Source organism: Rania fehmarnensis (genome assembly GCF_056494185.1).
The window spans coordinates 2518799-2537518 of record NZ_CM151398.1; the positions used below are offsets into that span (position 1 = coordinate 2518799).

20 protein-coding genes are annotated in these 18720 nt (G+C 51.5%); 5 read left to right on the plus strand and 15 right to left on the minus strand.

Annotated features, from left to right (window positions below; all coding sequences use genetic code 11):
- Positions 1 to 264: 264 nt before the first annotated feature.
- A complete protein-coding gene (locus tag SH573x_RS08355; protein ID WP_479354109.1) occupies positions 265 to 456 on the plus strand; it encodes a hypothetical protein in 192 nt (63 codons plus the stop codon).
- 491 nt (positions 457 to 947) lie between these two features.
- On the opposite strand, the gene SH573x_RS08360 is transcribed toward SH573x_RS08355, so the two are convergent.
- Positions 948 to 1517 (minus strand): transglutaminase-like domain-containing protein, encoded by a 570-nt coding sequence (locus SH573x_RS08360; protein WP_479354111.1) that lies wholly within the window; start codon positions 1515 to 1517, stop codon positions 948 to 950.
- A gap of 267 nt (positions 1518 to 1784) precedes the next feature.
- On the opposite strand from SH573x_RS08360, the gene SH573x_RS08365 reads away from it, so the two are divergent.
- Both SH573x_RS08365 and SH573x_RS08370 read left to right on the plus strand, forming a co-directional pair.
- Entirely contained in the window at positions 1785 to 2678 is an 894-nt protein-coding gene (locus tag SH573x_RS08365; protein WP_479354112.1) for a tyrosine-type recombinase/integrase, read from the plus strand.
- Between the two features lie 31 nt (positions 2679 to 2709).
- Positions 2710 to 3888, plus strand: coding sequence for an IS91 family transposase (locus SH573x_RS08370; RefSeq protein ID WP_479354114.1), 1179 nt, complete (start codon positions 2710 to 2712; stop codon positions 3886 to 3888).
- Positions 3889 to 4378: 490 nt separating this feature from the next.
- On the opposite strand, the gene SH573x_RS08375 is transcribed toward SH573x_RS08370, so the two are convergent.
- From SH573x_RS08375 to SH573x_RS08395, 5 genes are all read right to left on the minus strand, one after another.
- Complete coding sequence (locus tag SH573x_RS08375) at positions 4379 to 4627, minus strand: hypothetical protein (RefSeq protein WP_479354115.1); 249 nt, start codon at positions 4625 to 4627, stop codon at positions 4379 to 4381.
- Between the two features lie 730 nt (positions 4628 to 5357).
- Positions 5358 to 5840: a GspE/PulE/PilB domain-containing protein gene (locus SH573x_RS08380; protein ID WP_479354117.1), complete on the minus strand. Its 483-nt coding sequence runs from the start codon at positions 5838 to 5840 to the stop codon at positions 5358 to 5360.
- 116 nt (positions 5841 to 5956) lie between these two features.
- Positions 5957 to 6331, minus strand: coding sequence for a hypothetical protein (locus SH573x_RS08385; protein WP_479354119.1), 375 nt, complete (start codon positions 6329 to 6331; stop codon positions 5957 to 5959).
- A gap of 111 nt (positions 6332 to 6442) precedes the next feature.
- A complete protein-coding gene (locus tag SH573x_RS08390) occupies positions 6443 to 6919 on the minus strand; it encodes a hypothetical protein (protein ID WP_479354120.1) in 477 nt (158 codons plus the stop codon).
- Between the two features lie 95 nt (positions 6920 to 7014).
- Positions 7015 to 7836, minus strand: a complete 822-nt coding sequence (locus SH573x_RS08395) for a hypothetical protein (RefSeq protein WP_479354121.1) — start codon at positions 7834 to 7836, stop codon at positions 7015 to 7017.
- A 298-nt stretch (positions 7837 to 8134) separates the two neighbouring features.
- Here SH573x_RS08395 and SH573x_RS08400 point away from each other — a divergent pair, with 298 nt between their 5' ends.
- Complete coding sequence (locus tag SH573x_RS08400) at positions 8135 to 8269, plus strand: hypothetical protein (protein WP_479354122.1); 135 nt, start codon at positions 8135 to 8137, stop codon at positions 8267 to 8269.
- Between the two features lie 112 nt (positions 8270 to 8381).
- Here SH573x_RS08400 and SH573x_RS08405 read toward each other — a convergent pair whose 3' ends face one another.
- The 6 genes from SH573x_RS08405 to SH573x_RS08430 form a co-directional block, all read right to left on the minus strand.
- Positions 8382 to 8711: a type II toxin-antitoxin system PemK/MazF family toxin gene (locus tag SH573x_RS08405; protein ID WP_479354124.1), complete on the minus strand. Its 330-nt coding sequence runs from the start codon at positions 8709 to 8711 to the stop codon at positions 8382 to 8384.
- Positions 8683 to 8889 carry a hypothetical protein gene (locus tag SH573x_RS08410; RefSeq protein ID WP_479354126.1) on the minus strand — a complete coding sequence of 69 codons (207 nt, stop codon included), beginning with the start codon at positions 8887 to 8889 and terminating at the stop codon, positions 8683 to 8685. The genes SH573x_RS08405 and SH573x_RS08410 overlap by 29 nt, the downstream gene beginning before the upstream one ends.
- Positions 8890 to 9037: 148 nt before the next feature.
- Entirely contained in the window at positions 9038 to 9298 is a 261-nt protein-coding gene (locus SH573x_RS08415) for a hypothetical protein (RefSeq protein ID WP_479354127.1), read from the minus strand.
- 206 nt (positions 9299 to 9504) lie between these two features.
- Positions 9505 to 10323, minus strand: a complete 819-nt coding sequence (locus SH573x_RS08420) for a hypothetical protein (protein WP_479354129.1) — start codon at positions 10321 to 10323, stop codon at positions 9505 to 9507.
- Between the two features lie 4191 nt (positions 10324 to 14514).
- Entirely contained in the window at positions 14515 to 14973 is a 459-nt protein-coding gene (locus SH573x_RS08425; RefSeq protein WP_479354131.1) for a hypothetical protein, read from the minus strand.
- Between the two features lie 98 nt (positions 14974 to 15071).
- Positions 15072 to 15677: a hypothetical protein gene (locus tag SH573x_RS08430; RefSeq protein WP_479354132.1), complete on the minus strand. Its 606-nt coding sequence runs from the start codon at positions 15675 to 15677 to the stop codon at positions 15072 to 15074.
- A gap of 276 nt (positions 15678 to 15953) precedes the next feature.
- Here SH573x_RS08430 and SH573x_RS08435 point away from each other — a divergent pair, with 276 nt between their 5' ends.
- Positions 15954 to 16121 carry a hypothetical protein gene (locus SH573x_RS08435; protein WP_479354134.1) on the plus strand — a complete coding sequence of 56 codons (168 nt, stop codon included), beginning with the start codon at positions 15954 to 15956 and terminating at the stop codon, positions 16119 to 16121.
- Between the two features lie 306 nt (positions 16122 to 16427).
- On the opposite strand, the gene SH573x_RS08440 is transcribed toward SH573x_RS08435, so the two are convergent.
- From SH573x_RS08440 to SH573x_RS08450, 3 genes are all read right to left on the minus strand, one after another.
- The gene (locus tag SH573x_RS08440; protein WP_479354136.1) at positions 16428 to 16874 is read right to left on the minus strand and encodes a hypothetical protein; all 447 of its coding nucleotides are present in this window, start codon (positions 16872 to 16874) and stop codon (positions 16428 to 16430) included.
- Positions 16875 to 17578: 704 nt separating this feature from the next.
- Positions 17579 to 17779 (minus strand): hypothetical protein, encoded by a 201-nt coding sequence (locus SH573x_RS08445; protein WP_479354137.1) that lies wholly within the window; start codon positions 17777 to 17779, stop codon positions 17579 to 17581.
- 559 nt (positions 17780 to 18338) lie between these two features.
- Entirely contained in the window at positions 18339 to 18704 is a 366-nt protein-coding gene (locus SH573x_RS08450) for a hypothetical protein (protein ID WP_479354138.1), read from the minus strand.
- Between the last annotated feature and the right edge of the window lie 16 nt (positions 18705 to 18720).

Below are 18720 nucleotides of genomic sequence, written 5' to 3' on the forward strand. Positions count from 1 at the left end.
ATTCTACCGGCCCTTCAGGCCTGGGCTCTGGCTGATGAGCGTTTACCCGCTTCGATCCCAGACCACCATGCAGCGCGGCTAAGTTTCAATGCTCGGAGCGTTGGAGTCAAGCCAACTCAGTGTCCAGGCCTGAAGGGCCGACACAACCTCTGCCGGTCGCCGTAAGGCACCGGCAGGCCGGCGGCGCAAGTGCCGGTACGAACAAGAGCAAGCATTAGTTTATGCATAAAGTATTACGAGCATCTGAAATCGGGAACGCACCCGATGACCGAGTGGGCGAAAGTAAATTTCCATCAAGAAGCGGCCGATCGCCCGCTTCGGTCCATCGGATTGTTCAAGGAAGCCGCTAAGGCAAATGACCTAACACTGGGAACGCAAATGCGCAAAGCCACACGATCAAAAGAGACGCAACCCAAAGAGTTGCCACAAATGAAGACGACCGGCGTTTATGAATGAACCACGCGATGCAAAAGATAGTTGCCAAAATGACTACATTCACATTGGCCACTCCGAGTGTGTAGGAATGTGACCACTGATCAAGGCCGATAGACCAATACTATGCGAAATAGAGTATGGACCCGCAGATTGCCAGCAGCAATTGAAGGAGAACATGTGCCGGCACGCCAAATCGTTTGGAATAGAGCATCGGGAGACTGTTCCCGATAAGCAGAAGCGAAGGAAGACCAAACGCAACAGCATTGGATCGCAAATAGAACCCGGTGAAAACGTAGTAGATCGTTAACGGAGGGAAGATGCTGCCACGATGGCTAGCTAGGGTTAACGCCAGAATCGCGACAGTCAGAATTGCACAGGCAACTACGAGTTTCGTCACCTGACGGGCAGTTGTCGGTTCCTGCACGAATCGCGGTGACGTGCAAATGTCAACTGTGGAAGGATCGAACATCTGGATCTCACCAATGAGTTGCACTCTGCGGCATAACGGCAGGTTATGCATCTTTGTCTGGTAATGCGTCTCGCAAGGAGTGTACGGATTTGTTTGAGCGCAAGCACGCTACGACACTTGGAAGGGGATCTGCGAATATTGTGGTCAACGTTTCTTCCCCAGGCAACCGTGTATCGAACGCCAATGTGACATTGGGTGGGTCAAAGCCTGTCCTTATTCCGTCTCGATTACCGCGTGGATCAATGGCGTACCAGCCAGAGGTATTCAAGTGCACAAAATTGAATCCATGTAAGCAGAATCGAATCCCCGCATCGTCAAGTGAAATTCGTTGATATCCGAAGCCAGCCGGGATTCCATTGGCACGAAGCATCGCCGCTAACAAATGTGACTTTGCGTAACATATACCTGTGCGACTCTTCAGAGTTTCGGAAGCCGTACAAGAAACGCATTGAGCGTTTATGTCAAAACTGTGCTGAATCTCATCTCGCACCCAATAAAAACATCGAGATGCAGTTTCAAGCGGGTCTTGCGGATTCGCCAGCGATTTTGCAACGGCCTGAATCTGCGGATCGCTCCAGTCTATTAGGTCTGAACTTTGGAGGTACTCGTGCATAAATTTTCTAATGCATAACGTTTGCCATAACCCAGTCGCCGAGTTTGATGTTGATGTAAGTAATTACGCTATCGGCGACTTGGGTTCATGGCTTTGTTCAAGTAAGCCGCTATCGCGGCAGTTTGAGTTGACCGTTGGTCAACTCTCGATGCAGTTGGATGAAATTAGTCGAGTTGCGAATCATTCTAGCCTCCTTGAGCCAGGCACAGCTATCAGAGTTGCCTTTCGGTAGCCGCTGTGGCTGGCCCAGCTTCAAGGAGACAGACGATGTCGATTGATTCCAAGCCAAGTTGCCCCGTAGTTCAACGCTTTGCTCAAGATCTCAAGCTTAATGGCAAGAGTGCGCGGACTCAACAGTCTTACTGCCGTGCCCTGCGAAAGTTTTCTGAGTACCTCGGCCACTCAGCCGATCAAGCCACCGAAGATCAACTACGAAACTATCTGCTTTATGTGGTAGAGAAGAAGAGCTGGGCCAGCAGCACGGTTAATGTCACGCTGCAGGCACTCAAGATCTTCTTTCGTATCACTTGTCCACGCGATTGGAGCTCCCTCAAGCTGGCTCGCGTGCAGGTGGAACAGAAGCTCCCAGTTGTCATTTCGGTCGGTGAAGTTCATACGTTACTGAAACTGATCGAGAAGCCGTCGATGCGATGTTACTTCTCAGTCGTCTATGCCTTGGGATTGCGACTGAACGAAGGTCTCCATCTGCAAGTGTCCGATATCGATTCCAAACGTATGTTGGTGCACGTGCATCGTGGCAAGGGTGCCAAGGATCGGTTGGTTCCGCTGCCTCAATCAACTCTGGATGAACTCAGGAAGTACTGGGCTACTCATCGGAATCCACACTGGGTCTTTCCGGCCGAAGGACGCAACCATAAGCTTGCTTCCACGGCCGAGTGTCCAATGAGTGAGAGCAGCGTACAGGATGTTATCAAGGCCGTACTCAAGCAACTTAATTGGGACAATCGTGGCATTTCCACTCATACGCTGCGTCACTGCTATGCCACTCATCTGCTCGAAGCCGGTGTGAGCCTCAAGCTGATTCAGAAGTACATGGGTCATAAACATCTGACTTCTACCATGGTTTATCTGCATGTCACCACTGTGGGCGAAGAAGCGGCTATCGCCAAGATCAACGCGATCATGAAGCGAATGCCATGAGTCATGTGGGCGCACAGTAAACACACTCATCATGTGTACACCAACGATCCATCAGTTCGCTGCTGCGTCCAGCAGCGAACAGTCAGAGCGCTGGACGGTCAATGACATCCTGCATCACTTCGGACCAGCGTACTTGAAGAAGTACCAAGACCGAATGTCGCGGGATCAGATCAAGACATTGAAGGCAATATCTCGCTGCCGCTCGGCGGCAGCAGGTAGCGTTGTCTTTCGATGCTCGCAGTGCTCGAAGCTGTATCAAGTGCCTAAGTCCTGTGGCAATCGTCACTGTCCAACTTGCCAAGGCTTCAAAGCCAAGGCTTGGCTGGAACAGCAGCAAGCACGCTTGCTGCCTTGCAATTACTTCATGATGACTTTTACGGTGCCGGAAGAGTTCCGAGCCTTCATGCGCTCGAACCCTCGGCAGTGCTACCGGGCCATTTTCGAAGCGGCCTATCAATCGCTGATCCAGTTAGCTCAAGACCCGAAGTATCTTGGTTCTGGACGTATGGGAGCCACCGGTGTGCTGCACACCTGGGGACGTGATCTTAACTATCATCCTCATGTGCACTTCATCGTACCTGGCGGCGCCATCGGTCCCTCAGGCGACCAGTGGCTTTCAAGTCGCGGTGACTTCCTCGTGCCAGTCTTGGCGCTTTCGAAGATCTATCGTGCCAAGTTCAAGGAACTCATGAAGTCTTGCGACTTGCTGGAGAAGATTGAACCGTTGGTCTGGACCAAGGCTTGGAACGTGAACTGCCAGGCGGTGGGCGACGGCCGCGATTCGCTGAGGTACTTAGCACCTTACGTGTTTCGCGTGGCCATCGGCAACCATCGCATCAGCCAAGCGCAAGTGCTGAAAGATGGTAGCGGCTTGGTAACGTTCTTGGTCAAGCCGAGTGGGCAAAGACGCTATCGGCCACAGACCGTTACGGCCGAGGAGTTCATCCGGCGTTTTCTGCAGCATGTGCTTCCCACCGGCTTTCAGAAGGTCAGGCACTTTGGCTTCATGCACAAGCGTTCTAAAGTTTCGATGACATGGCTGGCGATGCTGGTCACTGTGACGCTGAACATGGTCTATGTGCTCACCGTCGGTGGCTCCGTTGGTTCAACCAAACATGTGCCACGCTGTGACCAGTGCGGTGGTCAACTAGTTTATGTGTGCCATGTCGGACCCGTACCCGATCGCCGCGTGATTGCCAACAGTAGCTAACCTCGATCCTTTGACACTGCTCGATCAACTTGTATGGGTTTTCGAACGACGCACAGGATCGTTCTGCGTGGAAGGAGCGCGCACACACTTGGATTGGAAGCGAAAACTTGACGAAAATTGCCACCACGACTAACTATAAGAAACCACAACCGCGTCGATTACTGTACGCTTGAGAACGGTCAGCTGTGCAATAACGCCATAACTTCTTGTCCACAGTAGCTGACCGGGAAAGCAATCCCCTAAGAACTCCACGCCAGAAGCAATCGCTTCGGTTACGGTCAACTCAAACTGCCGCGGGGCTTCTCGAACAGGGGCTTAAATGTTGGCTGAAAATCGCGCTGCCAGCGTCTCTACCTTATTCAGCCTATGCCCCGCCTTACTAGCATTCCCTTAGCGACGCAACATCTAAGCCTTTATTTGTTATCCTCCGTCCTGGGCTGTTGGCGTTCACGCCAGATGATGACTGCAATTTGCAAGTTCTTGAATTGCATCATTGACGTATCGGTAGTTTTTCAATCGGAAGTCGCAACCGTTGCAGAACGAGCACAGGTAGAGTGCCACAACCAATCGCGAACCCATTGGCGAATGCGGTTCCGGCGAGTTTTGTATCGTCGAATAGAAGCCACATCCCGATCGCTGGAATGATAGCGCAGGTGCATCCCAGGCTGATAGTGACAGTTACGCCCACCCAGTTGACGCGAGCGATTCCATTAACGTTTTCGACAACATTGATAGCCATGTTTCACCTTTGCTGAGGTTGGAGCTGAAGGGGCGTCGAAGTGAGCTGCGTTAGAAGTATTCGTGTATCGATGTGATTTCTTGAATTTCAGTCGGATAACGCCACCGATGACCGAGCGGTGGCAAGTAAATTTTCCATCATGAAGCGGCCGATCCACCGCTTCGGTCCATCGGATTGTTCGAATCGATCCCTTCAGTTAGGGCGTTGCCATCCGAGTCGTTCCGACGCAGCTCAACGAGAAGCCAAGTGCAATGGTTGGGGCAGTATAGCCCATGATGTAGTCCGAATCCATCAAGCCCCGCCCTTATGCCGAATTGAACGATGTCACTGTTTGTGGTTCCTGGCAGCATACGAAAAAGACGTTCGCCACAAACATCACAATAACCCGTATTAATCGACCGGAGGCTACGTGAATTTGCCGGGGTCCACCCTGAATTTTCGAGTATGGTCCGCGCGCCTCGCAGTTTACGGTATTTCAACCGAAGAAAATCTTCGCGAGAGAATGCGGATTCGACTTTGTCCGAATTGCTAATCCACCACTCGTTCCACGGCGGGACAGTCTCTGGATGTTCGATCGCCTGACGGAAATAGGCCAGCAGTTCATTCACGTTGGTCGAAGATGCTTTCGATTCGAACGTCACACGTCACCGAGTCGCGGCGGTAGACGTACCACTGGCATAAAGCACCGTCCGCGACTTCGGTGCACGTGATTGTTACCCGAGATCTGTCATCACATTGGTAAGCCAAGTGTCGCAGCGGACGTCGGTCGTTCGACATAAGCCACGCAATGTCCGTTTGCTCGATGCTCGTTAAGCTCTTCGATTGTGTCACAATAGTATACACTCTGTTGGCAAGTCACACAGTAACGTATCAACGGATCAGATGTAGCATCCAAGTCGATCCACATCTTGGGGCAGGTGAATCGGAATGCCGGTAAACAGTTTCTCACATCTGAATAAACGGCCGAGTAAAAGAGATTGACGAAACTCCTAAGTACGAGAGGGTCCGCAGTTAGGTAATCGAACTCAAACTTAAGGACGTGGATGAGAAAGTCATAGGTGCGTTCATCGAGGTCACTTGGTAGGACCAGAGACAGTTTTCCATTTTCGAAGCCCACAGGAAGTGCACAATACTCGCGCGCAACGGATTCGGGTACGCGCTCGATCGCGGCGCGATCAAGAGTCAATTTGTGCAATTGTTCGAGTGTCAGCATTTCTTCGGGTAACGTTAGTGTTCACGCGGTTGCCGCGCATGAGCTTCCATTACGTAAACGCGATTTCGGCAACTCGCGTGCAACACTTGGTTCGTCCATTTTGTTTTCGGTTTGACCTAGTTCAGTGAAGCCCGTTTCGCCCAACACTTCTTGGCAATTGCGATAATCGCCAGTTGAATCGCGAAGGCAATCAACATCAGCAGTAAGATCGCGAGCGGTCCGGGCAAATAGTCGCGAATGGTCGTTGGGACTGTAATGCCTATCAGCATTGTCAACAGTACACCCATAACGTACCAGTAGGTTCGTGGACTTTCCGGGAACTCGGTGAGACTGCCCCAATACGATTGGACCAGTCCAAAAAAAGTGAGTGTAATGCCCAATGCAAACAGATATGCTGTTTGATTCATCCATGGAAGCGCGATGCCGGAAAGTGCACAGCCTGACCAAACTACTGCTTGGCTTTCAAATCCACTCTTGGTCAATTGCGCCATAGTGTTGGTCTCGGCTGTGAAGGACGAACGCTACGGATCACCAAGTCGGCGCGATGATCTCTCCATTCTGAAAACGCACCGTTCGCCGACTTTGGTGCATCCGATGGTTCGTCACGATTCTGGCGTACGAGCCAAGTTTTCGCGAATCCTTGCGTAGTAAGGAGGGGCATCAGTTCCCGCGCGATCTATTATACCGTCAACAGTCGCAATCGCTCGAAGTCGTGCATCTGGTGTTAATGTAACGCATTGCGATGACAAGTAAGCATCCTGTCCGCGAAAAACGCATGCCAAGTAGTGAGAGATGTTTTTTTCTCCGCCGCGTTCCAGAAGTTGTGCGGCAAGGCAAGACACGAATTGGTGATACACGCCGAACGCAGCCTTTGAATACGATGTTTCCGCATCGTAGAGATCGCGGATCAAATCGTCGCTAGCGGTATCGGGCGATTGAATGAGTGATTTCGCGATTTCAGTTCGGAAATTTCGATTTTCGTCACGAAGTTCGGATCCAACTTTGCCATTGGATGCAAACGCAAGTCGATCACGATCGGCAGGTGTGTAGTCAGCGATGAATGACTCTACGTTGAACATCTTGTTTCAGTGACGAACGCTTGGCATAACCGGGCCGCCGTGGTTGATGCACCATTTGAAAACGCGCTGTCGGCGGCTCCGCGTTCATGCCATTGTTATCTGATGCTGGAATTCTGCGACCGAAGACCCACGGTATCCTTCAGAAACTGGGGGATACTCGCTTGGTCTGTTGTATCCTTGTAGCGCAGGATGACGCATTTTCCACTCCCGAAGGGCCCAGCCCCAGCACTGACCGTAGCATACCAGTCGGTGCTTCCCGTCAAGAATATGTTCCCAATCCTCCCGGTTACAACGGAATGCTTCTGAAGCTCTTTGACGAATTTTGCCGGTGAGTTCAAAGTCGCACCAATGTGGTTGATACTTCCGTAATCGATAAGCAATTCAAGCACCCATTGAGTCAGTGAATTCACCCGCGACATCTTGCGAGGTACAAATTTGTTTTGGGATCTGACAAACTGGAAAGCATCTACAGGCGGATCAGCTGATCCAATTTCGCCTAAATTGATTCCCCAAAGCCCGTACTGATTAAAATTGGCGACCGCAATATGCGCAAACGTCTCGTCATATTTCGGTTCAAAGTCAAAGAAATGAAAGCCTGCGTCGGTCGACAGATTTCGCGACAACGCAAGCCATTTGTGAAATGACTTCGGCATCGCAGGAACCCCAGCGAGATCAGCGTGCCCATGGGCCAAGGAAGGGCGAGGAATGTCATACATTGATTCTGCGAACCGAAAAATCGAATCCCATCTCTTGTCGACATCAGTGTCAAATGTCGCTATTGGGAAGCTCATGGCAAAGTCATTTTTCGGATAACGGTAGCGTTGACCATCGTCGCGTCGATCGATTGACCAATGAAAAAGCGGCGGCCAACGCGACTGTGGTCCAACGCTTTGTTCCCGATGTTCTTTAGCACCCAACAATACGGCTTGGAGTATAGCCCGTATGCAATCGAAGCCGCAACTGATTTCTGCTGATCGCCAGATTCTTGCTGTGTCTGAGTTGGGCGAGAGATTTATTCTTGCTGAGTAACGACACCACGAAGTTTTTCATTTAGGCACACCACAGCCATGATCAGATTCGGAATCGCAATGCAAGACACCGCGAATAGCATTGTGTCCAGTCCAAGGAAACCCGACGTACCACTGATTTGAACGCCGTTCACTGCAAGCATTACCAAAGCCGCGATTGCCAACCCAATCGGTAGCCCGAACAACCATGCGTTTAGAATTAGAAATCGATACAACCAACGGTGTTTACGCGGCGCGACCTTTGAGTCTGCGACAACCGGAGCGTATGCATTTTCGTCTGTCATGGATTGGACCTGATGCAGTCTCTCTGATCGTGCGTTAAGTCTGTAGCGTTTGACAGCGGGAACGACCCGGATCACCTCGCCGCGAGGGATTGGGCGACCATGTTGACAAAGCACCCATCGCGGCTGAGGTGCATCCGATGGTTCTGCCTTCTAGCCAGTCAATCCAAGCCAGACCCTAAGTCCCGTTTCGATCTCCAGCATGTCGTCAGGTGTTAATTGACCGAGCATGCGAATCAATTTGATCGTTGGTATCGTAATCACGTTCTGAACGTCAAATGCGCCGGGCTTTAAGAACCGGGCAGCGATCACAATCTCGAATCTTGACTCTCGTGTGCTGGTTGTATGCGGGATCAGTGTCGTTAGTACCCGATCGTCCTCATCATCGGCTGGGATGCTCAAAACCAAGCATGGCCGAATCTTCGCGGCCATACCCAGATCGACAAGCCAGACTTCAGCGCGTTTCGGAGTTGGTGTCGCCATTTTCTTCATCATCCAATGATGAGAACAGATCGTCCGCAATTCCGCATAGTTCGTTATCAGTCAGAGCTACCGAAGGCAACTCACCTGCGCGCCGAAGAAGTGACACGACGACCGAATGCTGCTCGACAGGATCGAGTTGGTCGAAGGATTCAAGAATCTTGTTCGCGTTCTCTGTCATAGTTCACCTCAGCCGGCATTATAACCAAAGCCACCGCAGTCGCCAGCAAGGCAGAACGTTTGCAATCACCCGGTTGGCGCGATTGACTGTCCATGTGAAATCCGGCACCGCCGCCAACTCGGTGTGCATTGCATTGTTCGCCTTTTTTTCATGGTAGCGGCCGAATCACCGGCTGCAAAGTGAAATGGCGTTCTATGAACTCAAACGACTCCTGATAAGGCTCTGCCGACCAAGTGCCGATTTCATTGTGAATCTTCTCGTCCCAAAGGCAAATGACCTGGCAGTCAGGATCAAGCTGGATGGCAAACGGATGGGGAATCAAGCAGACGGCATACGAATCCTCGGTCTGATGGCAGTCTGCTCGATAGTATCGAAGTGCAGCATAGCAGTCCGGAAGTAGGTTGGCCATTTTATCGTACAACTTACAGCCAAATCCAGAATACCGGCGGGAGACGTCGTCGTGAGTTTCTGGAGTGTAGGTCCAACTATCGGTTAGGAGCGAATGCATTTAGACGAACCGCTCTTGGGTAAAGGCGAACGTTTGCGATCAGCCGGTTCGAGCGGTTGATTGGTTAGTAAGCTGGGCACGATCGAGAACTCGGTTGCATCGCTTTGTTATTTGGTTGGCTTGTTTGCCATTTCCGGTGAACCAGTCCCCTCGTTAAGCCGTTTGATGAGTTTGCCAAACTCAACTCGGTATGTATTGTAGGTCGGCTTGTGAGGGACGATTCCAGAAAACTCCATCCAATTCTGTTTCGCAAGAATCAGAGGCTGAGCGTCGAAATCGACATCGACCAACGCGTGAAGGTCTTCCCGTGTCACCGACGCGAGATCGGGTGATCGCGAGAAAATTGATTGCGATTCTTCCGCTGAGGTTGCGTCGCTAGCGAACGGATCGCCGGAGCCAAATGGATCTGTCGATTGTGGCTTGCGGTTGTTGATCTCGCTGATGACGCCGGAAAGATCATCGTCCAAGTCGGCCCACGTGCGAGGCCATCGTTGGGTGCGAGCATAGAATCGGTCGATTGCAGTGGCGACGATTGCAGCCGCATCGTTGTGAATCTCTGCAATCTCATTTCCTTGCACTGGTGACAAAATTGTGGACTCGATTTGGCGAGATAAAGGCCACACACAGACTACCAACGTCAATGCACACATTACCGCTGGCAAATACAGTCTCCGTTTCAGGAGTATGGTGATGAAGCCGATTGCTAATATCCCAAGCAGCAGCAGCCCGACGACGAGATAAGACTGCCTCCAAAGCCCAGCATTCGCAAAGGGAATGGTTCTTTCGTCAACGGTGTTGTTGACGCTTACCCAATACTTCGAAATCAATGAGATGGGAACGGCCAATACGGTGATCGCCAACAAAAGTTGGTTGAAACTGAAGCGGAATCGGATGTTTTCAGCTTCGCTTTCGGTTTGCCGCTTCATGGCAGTCGCCTCATGGCCAAATAACGCTTGCGATCAGCCGGTTCGAGCGGTTGATCAAATAGTAAGCTGGGGTCGATCGAGAACTCGGTTGCATCGCTTTGTTCCCGATGTTTTTCGGCACCCGGCAACACGACTTGAAGTATAGCCGGTATTCAATCGAAGCCGCAACTACGTTTTGCCGATCGCCAGTTTCATCAGTGCGCAGGAATACAAAAGACAGATTGAACCACAGAGGCACGGAGACACAGAGAAGAGCAACCGCCGTTGCCGATTGTTGTTCTCGCTGCGTGTCTTTTCTAGCACCCACCGATTCCGTGCTGTCCGATTCGCAGTAATCTCCGAAGTAAATCACCCCAATGCAGCTTCTGATGATCCAAGACGCATTTGTCTTCAGCATGGAAGCACGTCCGGTGTCCCTGCGGCCCCACCGAGCTTGCTCGGTGGACCGGTGACTTCTTCGGCTAGAGTGCTAGCCAGAAAGTCGTGCTCCCACCGACACAAGGTCGGTGGAGAGCCAAGCGCACATTAGTTTACGGATCAAGTATTTGACAGCGGGAACGCCACGGTTCAGCGGGCGGCGGCGCAGGACATTGCCATTGCCAAATTGGTGACCACCGCCGCTCCGTTGCAACCGATGGTTACCCGCCACGAGTCGGAGTATGCGGCGGGCAGTAAGGATTGTCTGATTGTTTCGAGTGTGTCGGTCTCTGCAAGAGCATATCGGTTTCTGATGGGGCGTGGAACCGAACGCCAACACGTTGGAGGAAGTGTACCATAGTTCCCACGAACGCAAGCAACACGCTAGCAGCAGGTCCGAAGAACAGGGCTGTGAATACGAGCTTGGCACCGTCGCCACCAACCACAGCGTCAACCTCCGATTCCGTCGTAGCCCACGCAATGGTTAAATCGAAATACAGGTTCAGCGTCCCCACGCAAACAAACCAAGTTACTACGAGCCCGGTCAGTGTAAGTGCAACGAAAAGTCCTCGATTCTTAATGAACCAACAAAGTAGCAGATAAACAATCCCCCACACGATACAGACGGATACCGCGATTTGAGCTGGGGCAGTCATTTAGTTGGTGTCGATGCTCTTACGGGTCTCAGTCGGGTAACGCTGGCGATCAGCCGGTTCGAGCGGTTGAGCGAATAGTAAGCTGGAGACGATCGAGAACTCGGTTGCATCGCTTTGTTCCCGATGTTTTTCGGCACCAGCAACACGGCTTGAAGTATAGCCGATATGCAATCGAAGCCGCAACTACGTTCCGCCGATCGCCAGTTTAATCAGTGTGCAGGAATACGAAAGACAGATTGAAACACAGAGGCAGGGAGACACAGAGAAGAGCAACCGCCGTTGCCGATTGTTGTTCTCGCTGCGTGTCTTTTCTAGCACCCACCGATTCCGTGCTGTCCGATTCGCAGTAATCTCCGAAGTAAATCACCCCAATGCAGCTTCTGATGATCCAAGACGCATTTGTCTTCAGCATGGAAGCACGTCCGGTGTCCCTGCGGCCCCACCGAGCTTGCTCGGTGGACCGGTGACTTCTTCGGCTAGAGTGCTAGCCAGAAAGTCGTGCTCCCACCGACACAAGGTCGGTGGAGAGCCAAGCGCACATTAGTTTACGGATCAAGTATTTGACAGCGGGAACGACGGCGGTAACCGCAGCCGCCGGGTTTGATTTTGATGTAAGTAAACGCGTGATCGGCGGCTTCGGTTCACCGCATTGTTCCCGATGTTTTTTGAACCCGGCAACACGGACTGGAGTATAGCCGGTCTGCAGTCGGAGCCGCAACTAAGTTTTGCCGATCGCCAGTTTTATGAGGCATGACGGAACTGCTAACGACGTTTGCCGATCGCCAGGTCTGCGGCATGTCATTCATGGCCCTGCGAATCCGCTCTGCCGATCGCAGTAATCTTCGAAGCGCATCACCTCAAAGAAAAGAGTAGCCGTCCAACAAGCATTCATGTTCAGCATGGCAGCATGACGTTCGCGGTATGCCAGGTATGTCAATCGCGGCATGTCGGTTCTGACATCGGGAACGCCAGGGTTCAGCGAGCCCGAGCGATTGACTCAACGCAAGTCAAAATGGCTTATCGAGGGCTTCGTCTGCAACCCTTTGTTACCCGATTTCTCGTGTTTTCATCCAGTTCGATAGTGTACCATCACCAAAAGTCTTGGCGAAAAAGTATGCCCATCCGTCATCGCGATCGGGTGCTGCGTCGAATCTACCATATTCGGAATCCTCGCGAGGGTACCAAAATCGCCCAGCACTGTCACGTAGCCCGCAACCAATTGAAGCGTGATATACTCGCTGGTCATCAGCGGATCGCGTGACGGAAAATCGTGATGGGGAAGCTGAGTGACCAAGCCGTCCTCCGCGCTCGACGAAAAACCATAGTTGAAAGTCGATGCAAATGGATTTTTCGAAGTCGATCTTCACGTTCAGGATTCCAAGCCCATCAGTTGTAGGTCTGTGCGGCACAAAGACCCGGTCTACGATCGATTCATGAAGCTCGCTAGCGTTTCGGTTAAATTCAACGTCGGCACGCAGGTCATCAAGTACTAACGTGTTCCAATGCCCACAGCTCTCAACAGTAGTGAAATACGTCAGGCGTTGGCGAAGTGAGCGATAAAGAAAATCGAACTGTTGATTGAAGTCTACGTCCTCTTTGATTGGTCGGGTAACGACCGCGTTGACCGATGCCGCGGCGCACGATTCTCAGCTGGCAAAACGCAAACCACCGCGGCTTCGGTCCAACGCTTGGTTCGTCCGATGTCATTCTGGCAAGTTTTAACTACAAAGCGAGCGTCGGGTAGTAACCAATTAGATTCTCCGGCACCGAGTTTTCGATACTTTCGAGTACGCCGTCACGGAGTCTCAATTCGATGACCGCGTCATGCTGTTCGTCAATCTCACCGTTTAGGCGCGTCTGCCAATATTCAAGAAACGGCTGATTATTCCATCTCGAGCGAACTCCGTCCCAATCGAATTTTGAGCAGTATACCCAAATTTCGGATGAGTCAGGGTGTGGCCCAAAGACATCCGGTTGTCCGAGAATTGCAGTAATCTCTTCAGCTTCAGTTCCTAACGGTATGGCTGTGACTTGTGATCTTAAAAAAGTAGTTCGTCGATAGTCCCTTTGGAATGGCAGAGTCGCAAACCACGAGGTAACAACACAAACTATTGACAGTGCGATCCAAAACCGCTTCTTCCGCATCAAGCTCATTGAAGGCACTGATCTCAAAAGGACGAACGTTGGAATTCACCACGCCCGCGCGTTTGATCAACCATCAAGCAAAGCACGGTCGCGGGCTGTGGTGCAATTCTTAGTTCCCGATGTTTTTTGAACCCGGCAACGCGGCTCGGAGTATAGCCGGTCTGCAGTCGAAGCCACAACTGGTTTTGCCGATCGCCAGTTTCAACGATTAAGATTTTGAACCACGAAGATCACGAAGAGCACGAAGTTTCCGATTCAGTCCTTCGTGCTCTTCGTGCACTTCGTGGTAGAAATCAATGATTCGGTCAACGAGCTTGGCGGCGCCTATCATGAACCTGCCAGCCATTTTGGCTGATCGTAGTAATCTTCGAAACAAGCCATCTCGAAGCAGTGATAGGTGATTCCACTGCCATCCCTCGTCAGCATAGCCGGGCGACAATTGAAGCCGCAACTTCGCTTGGCCGCTTTGCCAGTTTCATAGGCTTGTCTGCATCAGCCAAAACCTATTGAACCACAGAGGCACAGAGAACACAGAGGACACAGAGGAATACCACCACGGTCTATCGATTGTCCGTTCGGCAGGATGTCTCGAACTAGCCAACCACCTTTGCCGATCGCACGTGCCGGTGCCTGACGGCGACCGGCAGAGATTCTACCGGCCCTCCAGGCCTGGACGTTCGCTGATGAGCGTTTACTCCTTCGGTTCCAGACCGACAGTCTGCGCAGCTAAGTTTCAATGCTCGGAGCGTTGGAGTCAAGCCAACTCAGTGTCCAGGCCTGAAAGGCCGACAGAACCTCTGCCGGTCGCCGTAAGGCACCGGCAGGCAGACGAACAAGAGCAAGCATTAATTGATGCATAAAGTATTGCGAGCATCTGACATCGGGAACGTCTAAAATCACGCGGTTGCGGCCAAGTGACTTACCATCAGGAAACGCGTGAACCGCAATTCGCGTGCATTTTTTTGTTCTGCCTTTATTCGGGCAGTACCGTTCCAAGTATCATATCACGTTTGGCTTGCAGCCAGTATCGAAGGGTCTGGATTGCGCGTTGGTCTGTATCGTCTAGGCGCTCGGTCTCTGCAATGTGATCGATAGCACGAGCGACGGCATCAATTCCGAATTTTCGACAAAGGTAGAAAGGCCATTGTTCGACGCTCAGATTCCAAAGAGGCAAAGATCGACGAATAGTCTGTTCAAGAGGGCGTTCACATTGCGGCATCATTTCGAGAAGAAAGGTACCCGCTGATTGTTGACAATCGTAATGTGTCAATGTTTCGGTGGAGCAATCCAGTTCGAAGGGGCAAAGCAATACATCTAGCAATGCGTTGTCGCCGAACTGCGATCGAAACGAGACGATGTGCGTTGACTTCCATCTGCCTGAGGCGATGAGTCTCGCGACCTCGATTGGTTTGCGTGGTGTCATCATCTTCATGGCAGAACGGCGGCGGTAACGGGGCCGCCGCCCAAAAAGATGATTTCAAGACCCGCGTCATCGGCGGCTCCCGTTCACCGCCTTGTTCTGTCGCGTCGTTAGTAGACTTGGATGATCGTCTCGCATTCCCCGCTCACGGGGTCGTGGAATACATAGGCAGTTGCAATATCGTGGAAGTAATTATTAATGTCCATTTGGCCAAGAAACACAAGCGGTCCGTTTTCATTTACCGGCCATGCCGGCGATTGAATCCATTGTGGCGGTCTGTCAGCACATCTGAAGCGTTCCAGTAGCCTTTGAGACAACCATTCACGAAGCTCGCCGCCTGCTCGGCCGTCGGCATCCGGCATTATGCGATCGGCAACAAATTTGTGATCAGGGGCGAGCCAATTCGGTGCCGCCTCAAGTATGAGGTTATAGAAGTCCGAGTATTTGTTCGATTTTGAGTACGCGATTCCGTTGCGATCCATGTAGTCGCATAGGGCACCATGCGCATTCAGCACACCCCCAGGATCATCGTAGTTTTGAGCGATCAGGAAGTAATATGTGCCGCCATCCTGTCTTACGTAGTGCGTTGAAGGAAAATCCGGGTCTTTCGACAGCAGCGTCTCAAATGACTCGTCAGCGTACAGCGCGTCGCGAAAATCGGCCGGTGGTAGCGTGCCATCGACGAAGCGTTGGATCGTTTCGAGCGGATCTGCCATTTTGGATTATTCAGCGACAGAACGACCGAAATCACGCAGTCGCCGCGCATGATTCACCATTGCCACAGCACGCGTTCGGCGACTTGCGTGCATTTCTTGGTTCTGGTCCGTTGCATGTTAAGACCAAGAGCTGCGCTCCATTATGGCACCCTCAAGCTCAATTTTGAATCCGTCCTCGAGCAATGTCGAACAGTAATGGCCCAAGAGTTCTCGAAAGTCGGGACACAGTTGAGATAGCTTTTGTACCGTCTCGCGCTCACTGTCGGACAAAGGAATATGAATACCACCAAGAGTTGGATGGTTTTTCCGTTTCAAAAAATCGTCGTTTACGCCATACCAAAGTATTGGCACATGCTCTCGCAGCCACGAATAGATCAAAAGATCCGGGGGATCGGCATCGCCTATGAATATTCGATTGATGGATGTCGCATTTGGGTAGAGTAGTGCTAGATCTTTGCTGAATGGAAGTCCGTAGCGTCCAATGATAGCGACCGGTGACTCTAGGATTAGACCGCGTATTCGCGGGATGCAATGGCCTTTCGTTGTATAGATGATGGTCCGCGCGTTCGAGTGCTCTCCGGTCAGGGTCGACTTGTGATCGGCGGGATACTCGCAGAATTCGCCGTCTTCATTCGCGCGAAACCATGCTTCGATTGAGGCAATTCGGGTTTCACCAGAGCGAGTCATTTACGTAACCTGAGGACCAGAACGACCCCATTGACCGAGCCCGAGGAGTTGACTCAACGCAAGTCAAAACGGCCGATCGAGGGCTTCGTGTCCAATGGATTGTTCTGTTGTTTTCCTGGTCGCGACTAGCAGTACGAACGTAACCGCACAAGACACTAGCATACCAATTGTGGCCGGTGCAAGCAAAAGGAACCAGTTGGGATCGTTGAAATTCTCCGTCAAAAACCAACCTACAAAACAAGCAGTAGGTCCGAACAACAGAGGAATCAACAGCACGTACTGGCGTTTTGTTTCGATCCTCATTGCAAGCAGAAGTGTTGCGGTAACAAACAACATGAAGATAGCCAGTATGCCGTTAAGCCCACGAAACGCATCAGGCATGTGATGGCCTGGCAAATTCTGTTCTAAGTACCGTTCCACATCAGGACGTACTAAGTATAGACCGAGCGAAAAAAGTGCAGCGATTAACGCGAATCCTTGGATCAGTCGTAAACGAGCGATTTGTAACATGTCTCGATCAGAGCCTAAGTTTGATCTCGTCCGTTTTACAACAGAACGCTGGCGTTGACCATCGCCGCGTCGATTGATTGACCATTAATAAAGCGGCAGCCAACGCGGCTGTGGTCCAACGCTTTGTTCCCAGTGCCAGGCAACGTCTCGAGTATAGCAGGTTCACGACTGAATCTGTTACAAAGTCGTACTCTGCGAGGACGGTTCGATGATCAATTGAGAGCGGACTGATTGAGCGCTATCTGATTTTGGGTTGTTTGGTACTAAGGCGGATTTCACTTCTTCGCATTATGACCATGACCAGATTCGGAATTGCAACGTAGCAAACTGAGATTAGGACGGTAACAAGTCCCACCGATCCGGAGCTGCCACTGAGATGAACGCCGTTCAACTCAAGCAATACCCAAAGGGCTGGTACCAACATCATCGGCACGCTGAACAAGCTTGCATTCAACACAAGGAAATTATTCAACCGATTGTGCTTGCCCGGTAATGATGAAGACGCGTCGTCTGCAGCGTATGGATTCTTTTCTGTCATGAGTCTTACCTGGCGCTCTACGCGTTATCTTGCACGTGAAGGACTCTGCGAAGTGCGACTGGGAACGTCTGAAATCACGCAGCCGCCGCGCATGATTGACCATTGAACTGGCACGCTTTCGGCGGCTTGCGTGCATTTCTTGGTTACGCCATTCCCGGCTTCAGCCTTAGTCGATAATCGGAACAATCTGGCCGTTCCGCACCAGTGCAATCCCGGTTGATTCTCGTCCATAATCGACCGCCCAAATTTCATCACCTAGGCGAATCTCATCCCACGGTATGTATGCATCACGACACATCTTCTGAAACTCAGATTCGCCTTTGTGTATTGTAACCCAATTGGCGTCATGAATTCGATACTGAAGCATGCGACATTCGGTCGGGTGTACTTCGATCCAATCGATGCATGCGGTTCGGCATTTAGGGCAATGATGCCCCACCCAGCCATGTCCGTGGGGGAAAAGGGTTTTGCGTGCAAGGTCGAAGGCTTCAGATCGTCGTAGATCAATGGGTTGGTGTCCCGGTCCTGCGATAAGAGGTGAGTCGTGTAGATCACACCAATGGAGACACGAGCCAATTTCATTCACATCTTGGAACGCATCTGGACATCGTTGAAGAAACTTGTCCCACAGCAATTCCTGCCAGTAGCGAAGACGATCGAATCTCAACGGTTCATCGGATAGTTTGAACAGTGAGCGAGCAAACTTGCGAAAAGTCTCAGGACCGCAAAATTCGAGGAACTGGATTCGCAACTCACTCGGCGTCATTTCGCGTCTTCAAGTTCTTTGGCGTAACGACCTGCCGTAACCGGGCACGCGCCAGTACGGCTTCCATTTCTAAACGCCGGATCGCGTGCTCCGGTTCACGGCTTTGTTCTGTCGCGCCGTTTATGTCCTTCCCATTGTACGACAATGTCGGCGACACGAGTCAATGCCAGTCATGTCCACACCACAAGCACTGCCGTGCTTTGGGAGTCGCCACCAATCGCGAACATTGTGGACATCGATTGATGACAATTTGTAATGCTAATTCCTTCACAATTCGTTCCCGAACGCGCCGTCGGAATGCATCCGATCCATCCGCAAGCGCAGCAAACACATTTGGGTTGTTCTTCGCGTTCCAACGTTGTCGAAGCAATGTAGCCATCTGTTCGCTTGTATGCTCTGCTTTTGATTCCGCGAGCAGCGTCTTGTCGGTTAATGCTTCGAGCGGTGTGAGCAGATGGCAATAGTTGTGCCAGACATACGCCGTAAGCTGCTGTTCATCATCATAGGAAGCAACATCGTGTGGCATGGCAATGTCGGTTGCA

Excerpts from the sequence above, each read along its gene's own strand:
- SH573x_RS08355 (WP_479354109.1), top strand. The coding sequence starts at position 265 with ATGACCGAGTGGGCGAAAGTAAATTTCCATCAAGAAGCGGCCGATCGC.
- SH573x_RS08360 (WP_479354111.1), bottom strand. The coding sequence starts at position 1,517 with ATGCACGAGTACCTCCAAAGTTCAGACCTAATAGACTGGAGCGATCCG.
- SH573x_RS08365 (WP_479354112.1), top strand. The coding sequence starts at position 1,785 with ATGTCGATTGATTCCAAGCCAAGTTGCCCCGTAGTTCAACGCTTTGCT.
- SH573x_RS08370 (WP_479354114.1), top strand. The coding sequence starts at position 2,710 with ATGTGTACACCAACGATCCATCAGTTCGCTGCTGCGTCCAGCAGCGAA.
- SH573x_RS08375 (WP_479354115.1), bottom strand. The coding sequence starts at position 4,627 with ATGGCTATCAATGTTGTCGAAAACGTTAATGGAATCGCTCGCGTCAAC.
- SH573x_RS08380 (WP_479354117.1), bottom strand. The coding sequence starts at position 5,840 with ATGCTGACACTCGAACAATTGCACAAATTGACTCTTGATCGCGCCGCG.
- SH573x_RS08385 (WP_479354119.1), bottom strand. The coding sequence starts at position 6,331 with ATGGCGCAATTGACCAAGAGTGGATTTGAAAGCCAAGCAGTAGTTTGG.
- SH573x_RS08390 (WP_479354120.1), bottom strand. The coding sequence starts at position 6,919 with ATGTTCAACGTAGAGTCATTCATCGCTGACTACACACCTGCCGATCGT.
- SH573x_RS08400 (WP_479354122.1), top strand. The coding sequence starts at position 8,135 with ATGCGTTTAGAATTAGAAATCGATACAACCAACGGTGTTTACGCGGCG.
- SH573x_RS08405 (WP_479354124.1), bottom strand. The coding sequence starts at position 8,711 with ATGGCGACACCAACTCCGAAACGCGCTGAAGTCTGGCTTGTCGATCTG.
- SH573x_RS08410 (WP_479354126.1), bottom strand. The coding sequence starts at position 8,889 with ATGACAGAGAACGCGAACAAGATTCTTGAATCCTTCGACCAACTCGAT.
- SH573x_RS08415 (WP_479354127.1), bottom strand. The coding sequence starts at position 9,298 with ATGGCCAACCTACTTCCGGACTGCTATGCTGCACTTCGATACTATCGA.
- SH573x_RS08420 (WP_479354129.1), bottom strand. The coding sequence starts at position 10,323 with ATGAAGCGGCAAACCGAAAGCGAAGCTGAAAACATCCGATTCCGCTTC.
- SH573x_RS08425 (WP_479354131.1), bottom strand. The coding sequence starts at position 14,973 with ATGAAGATGATGACACCACGCAAACCAATCGAGGTCGCGAGACTCATC.
- SH573x_RS08430 (WP_479354132.1), bottom strand. The coding sequence starts at position 15,677 with ATGGCAGATCCGCTCGAAACGATCCAACGCTTCGTCGATGGCACGCTA.
- SH573x_RS08435 (WP_479354134.1), top strand. The coding sequence starts at position 15,954 with ATGAATACCACCAAGAGTTGGATGGTTTTTCCGTTTCAAAAAATCGTC.
- SH573x_RS08440 (WP_479354136.1), bottom strand. The coding sequence starts at position 16,874 with ATGTTACAAATCGCTCGTTTACGACTGATCCAAGGATTCGCGTTAATC.
- SH573x_RS08445 (WP_479354137.1), bottom strand. The coding sequence starts at position 17,779 with ATGCTTCAGTATCGAATTCATGACGCCAATTGGGTTACAATACACAAA.
- SH573x_RS08450 (WP_479354138.1), bottom strand. The coding sequence starts at position 18,704 with ATGCCACACGATGTTGCTTCCTATGATGATGAACAGCAGCTTACGGCG.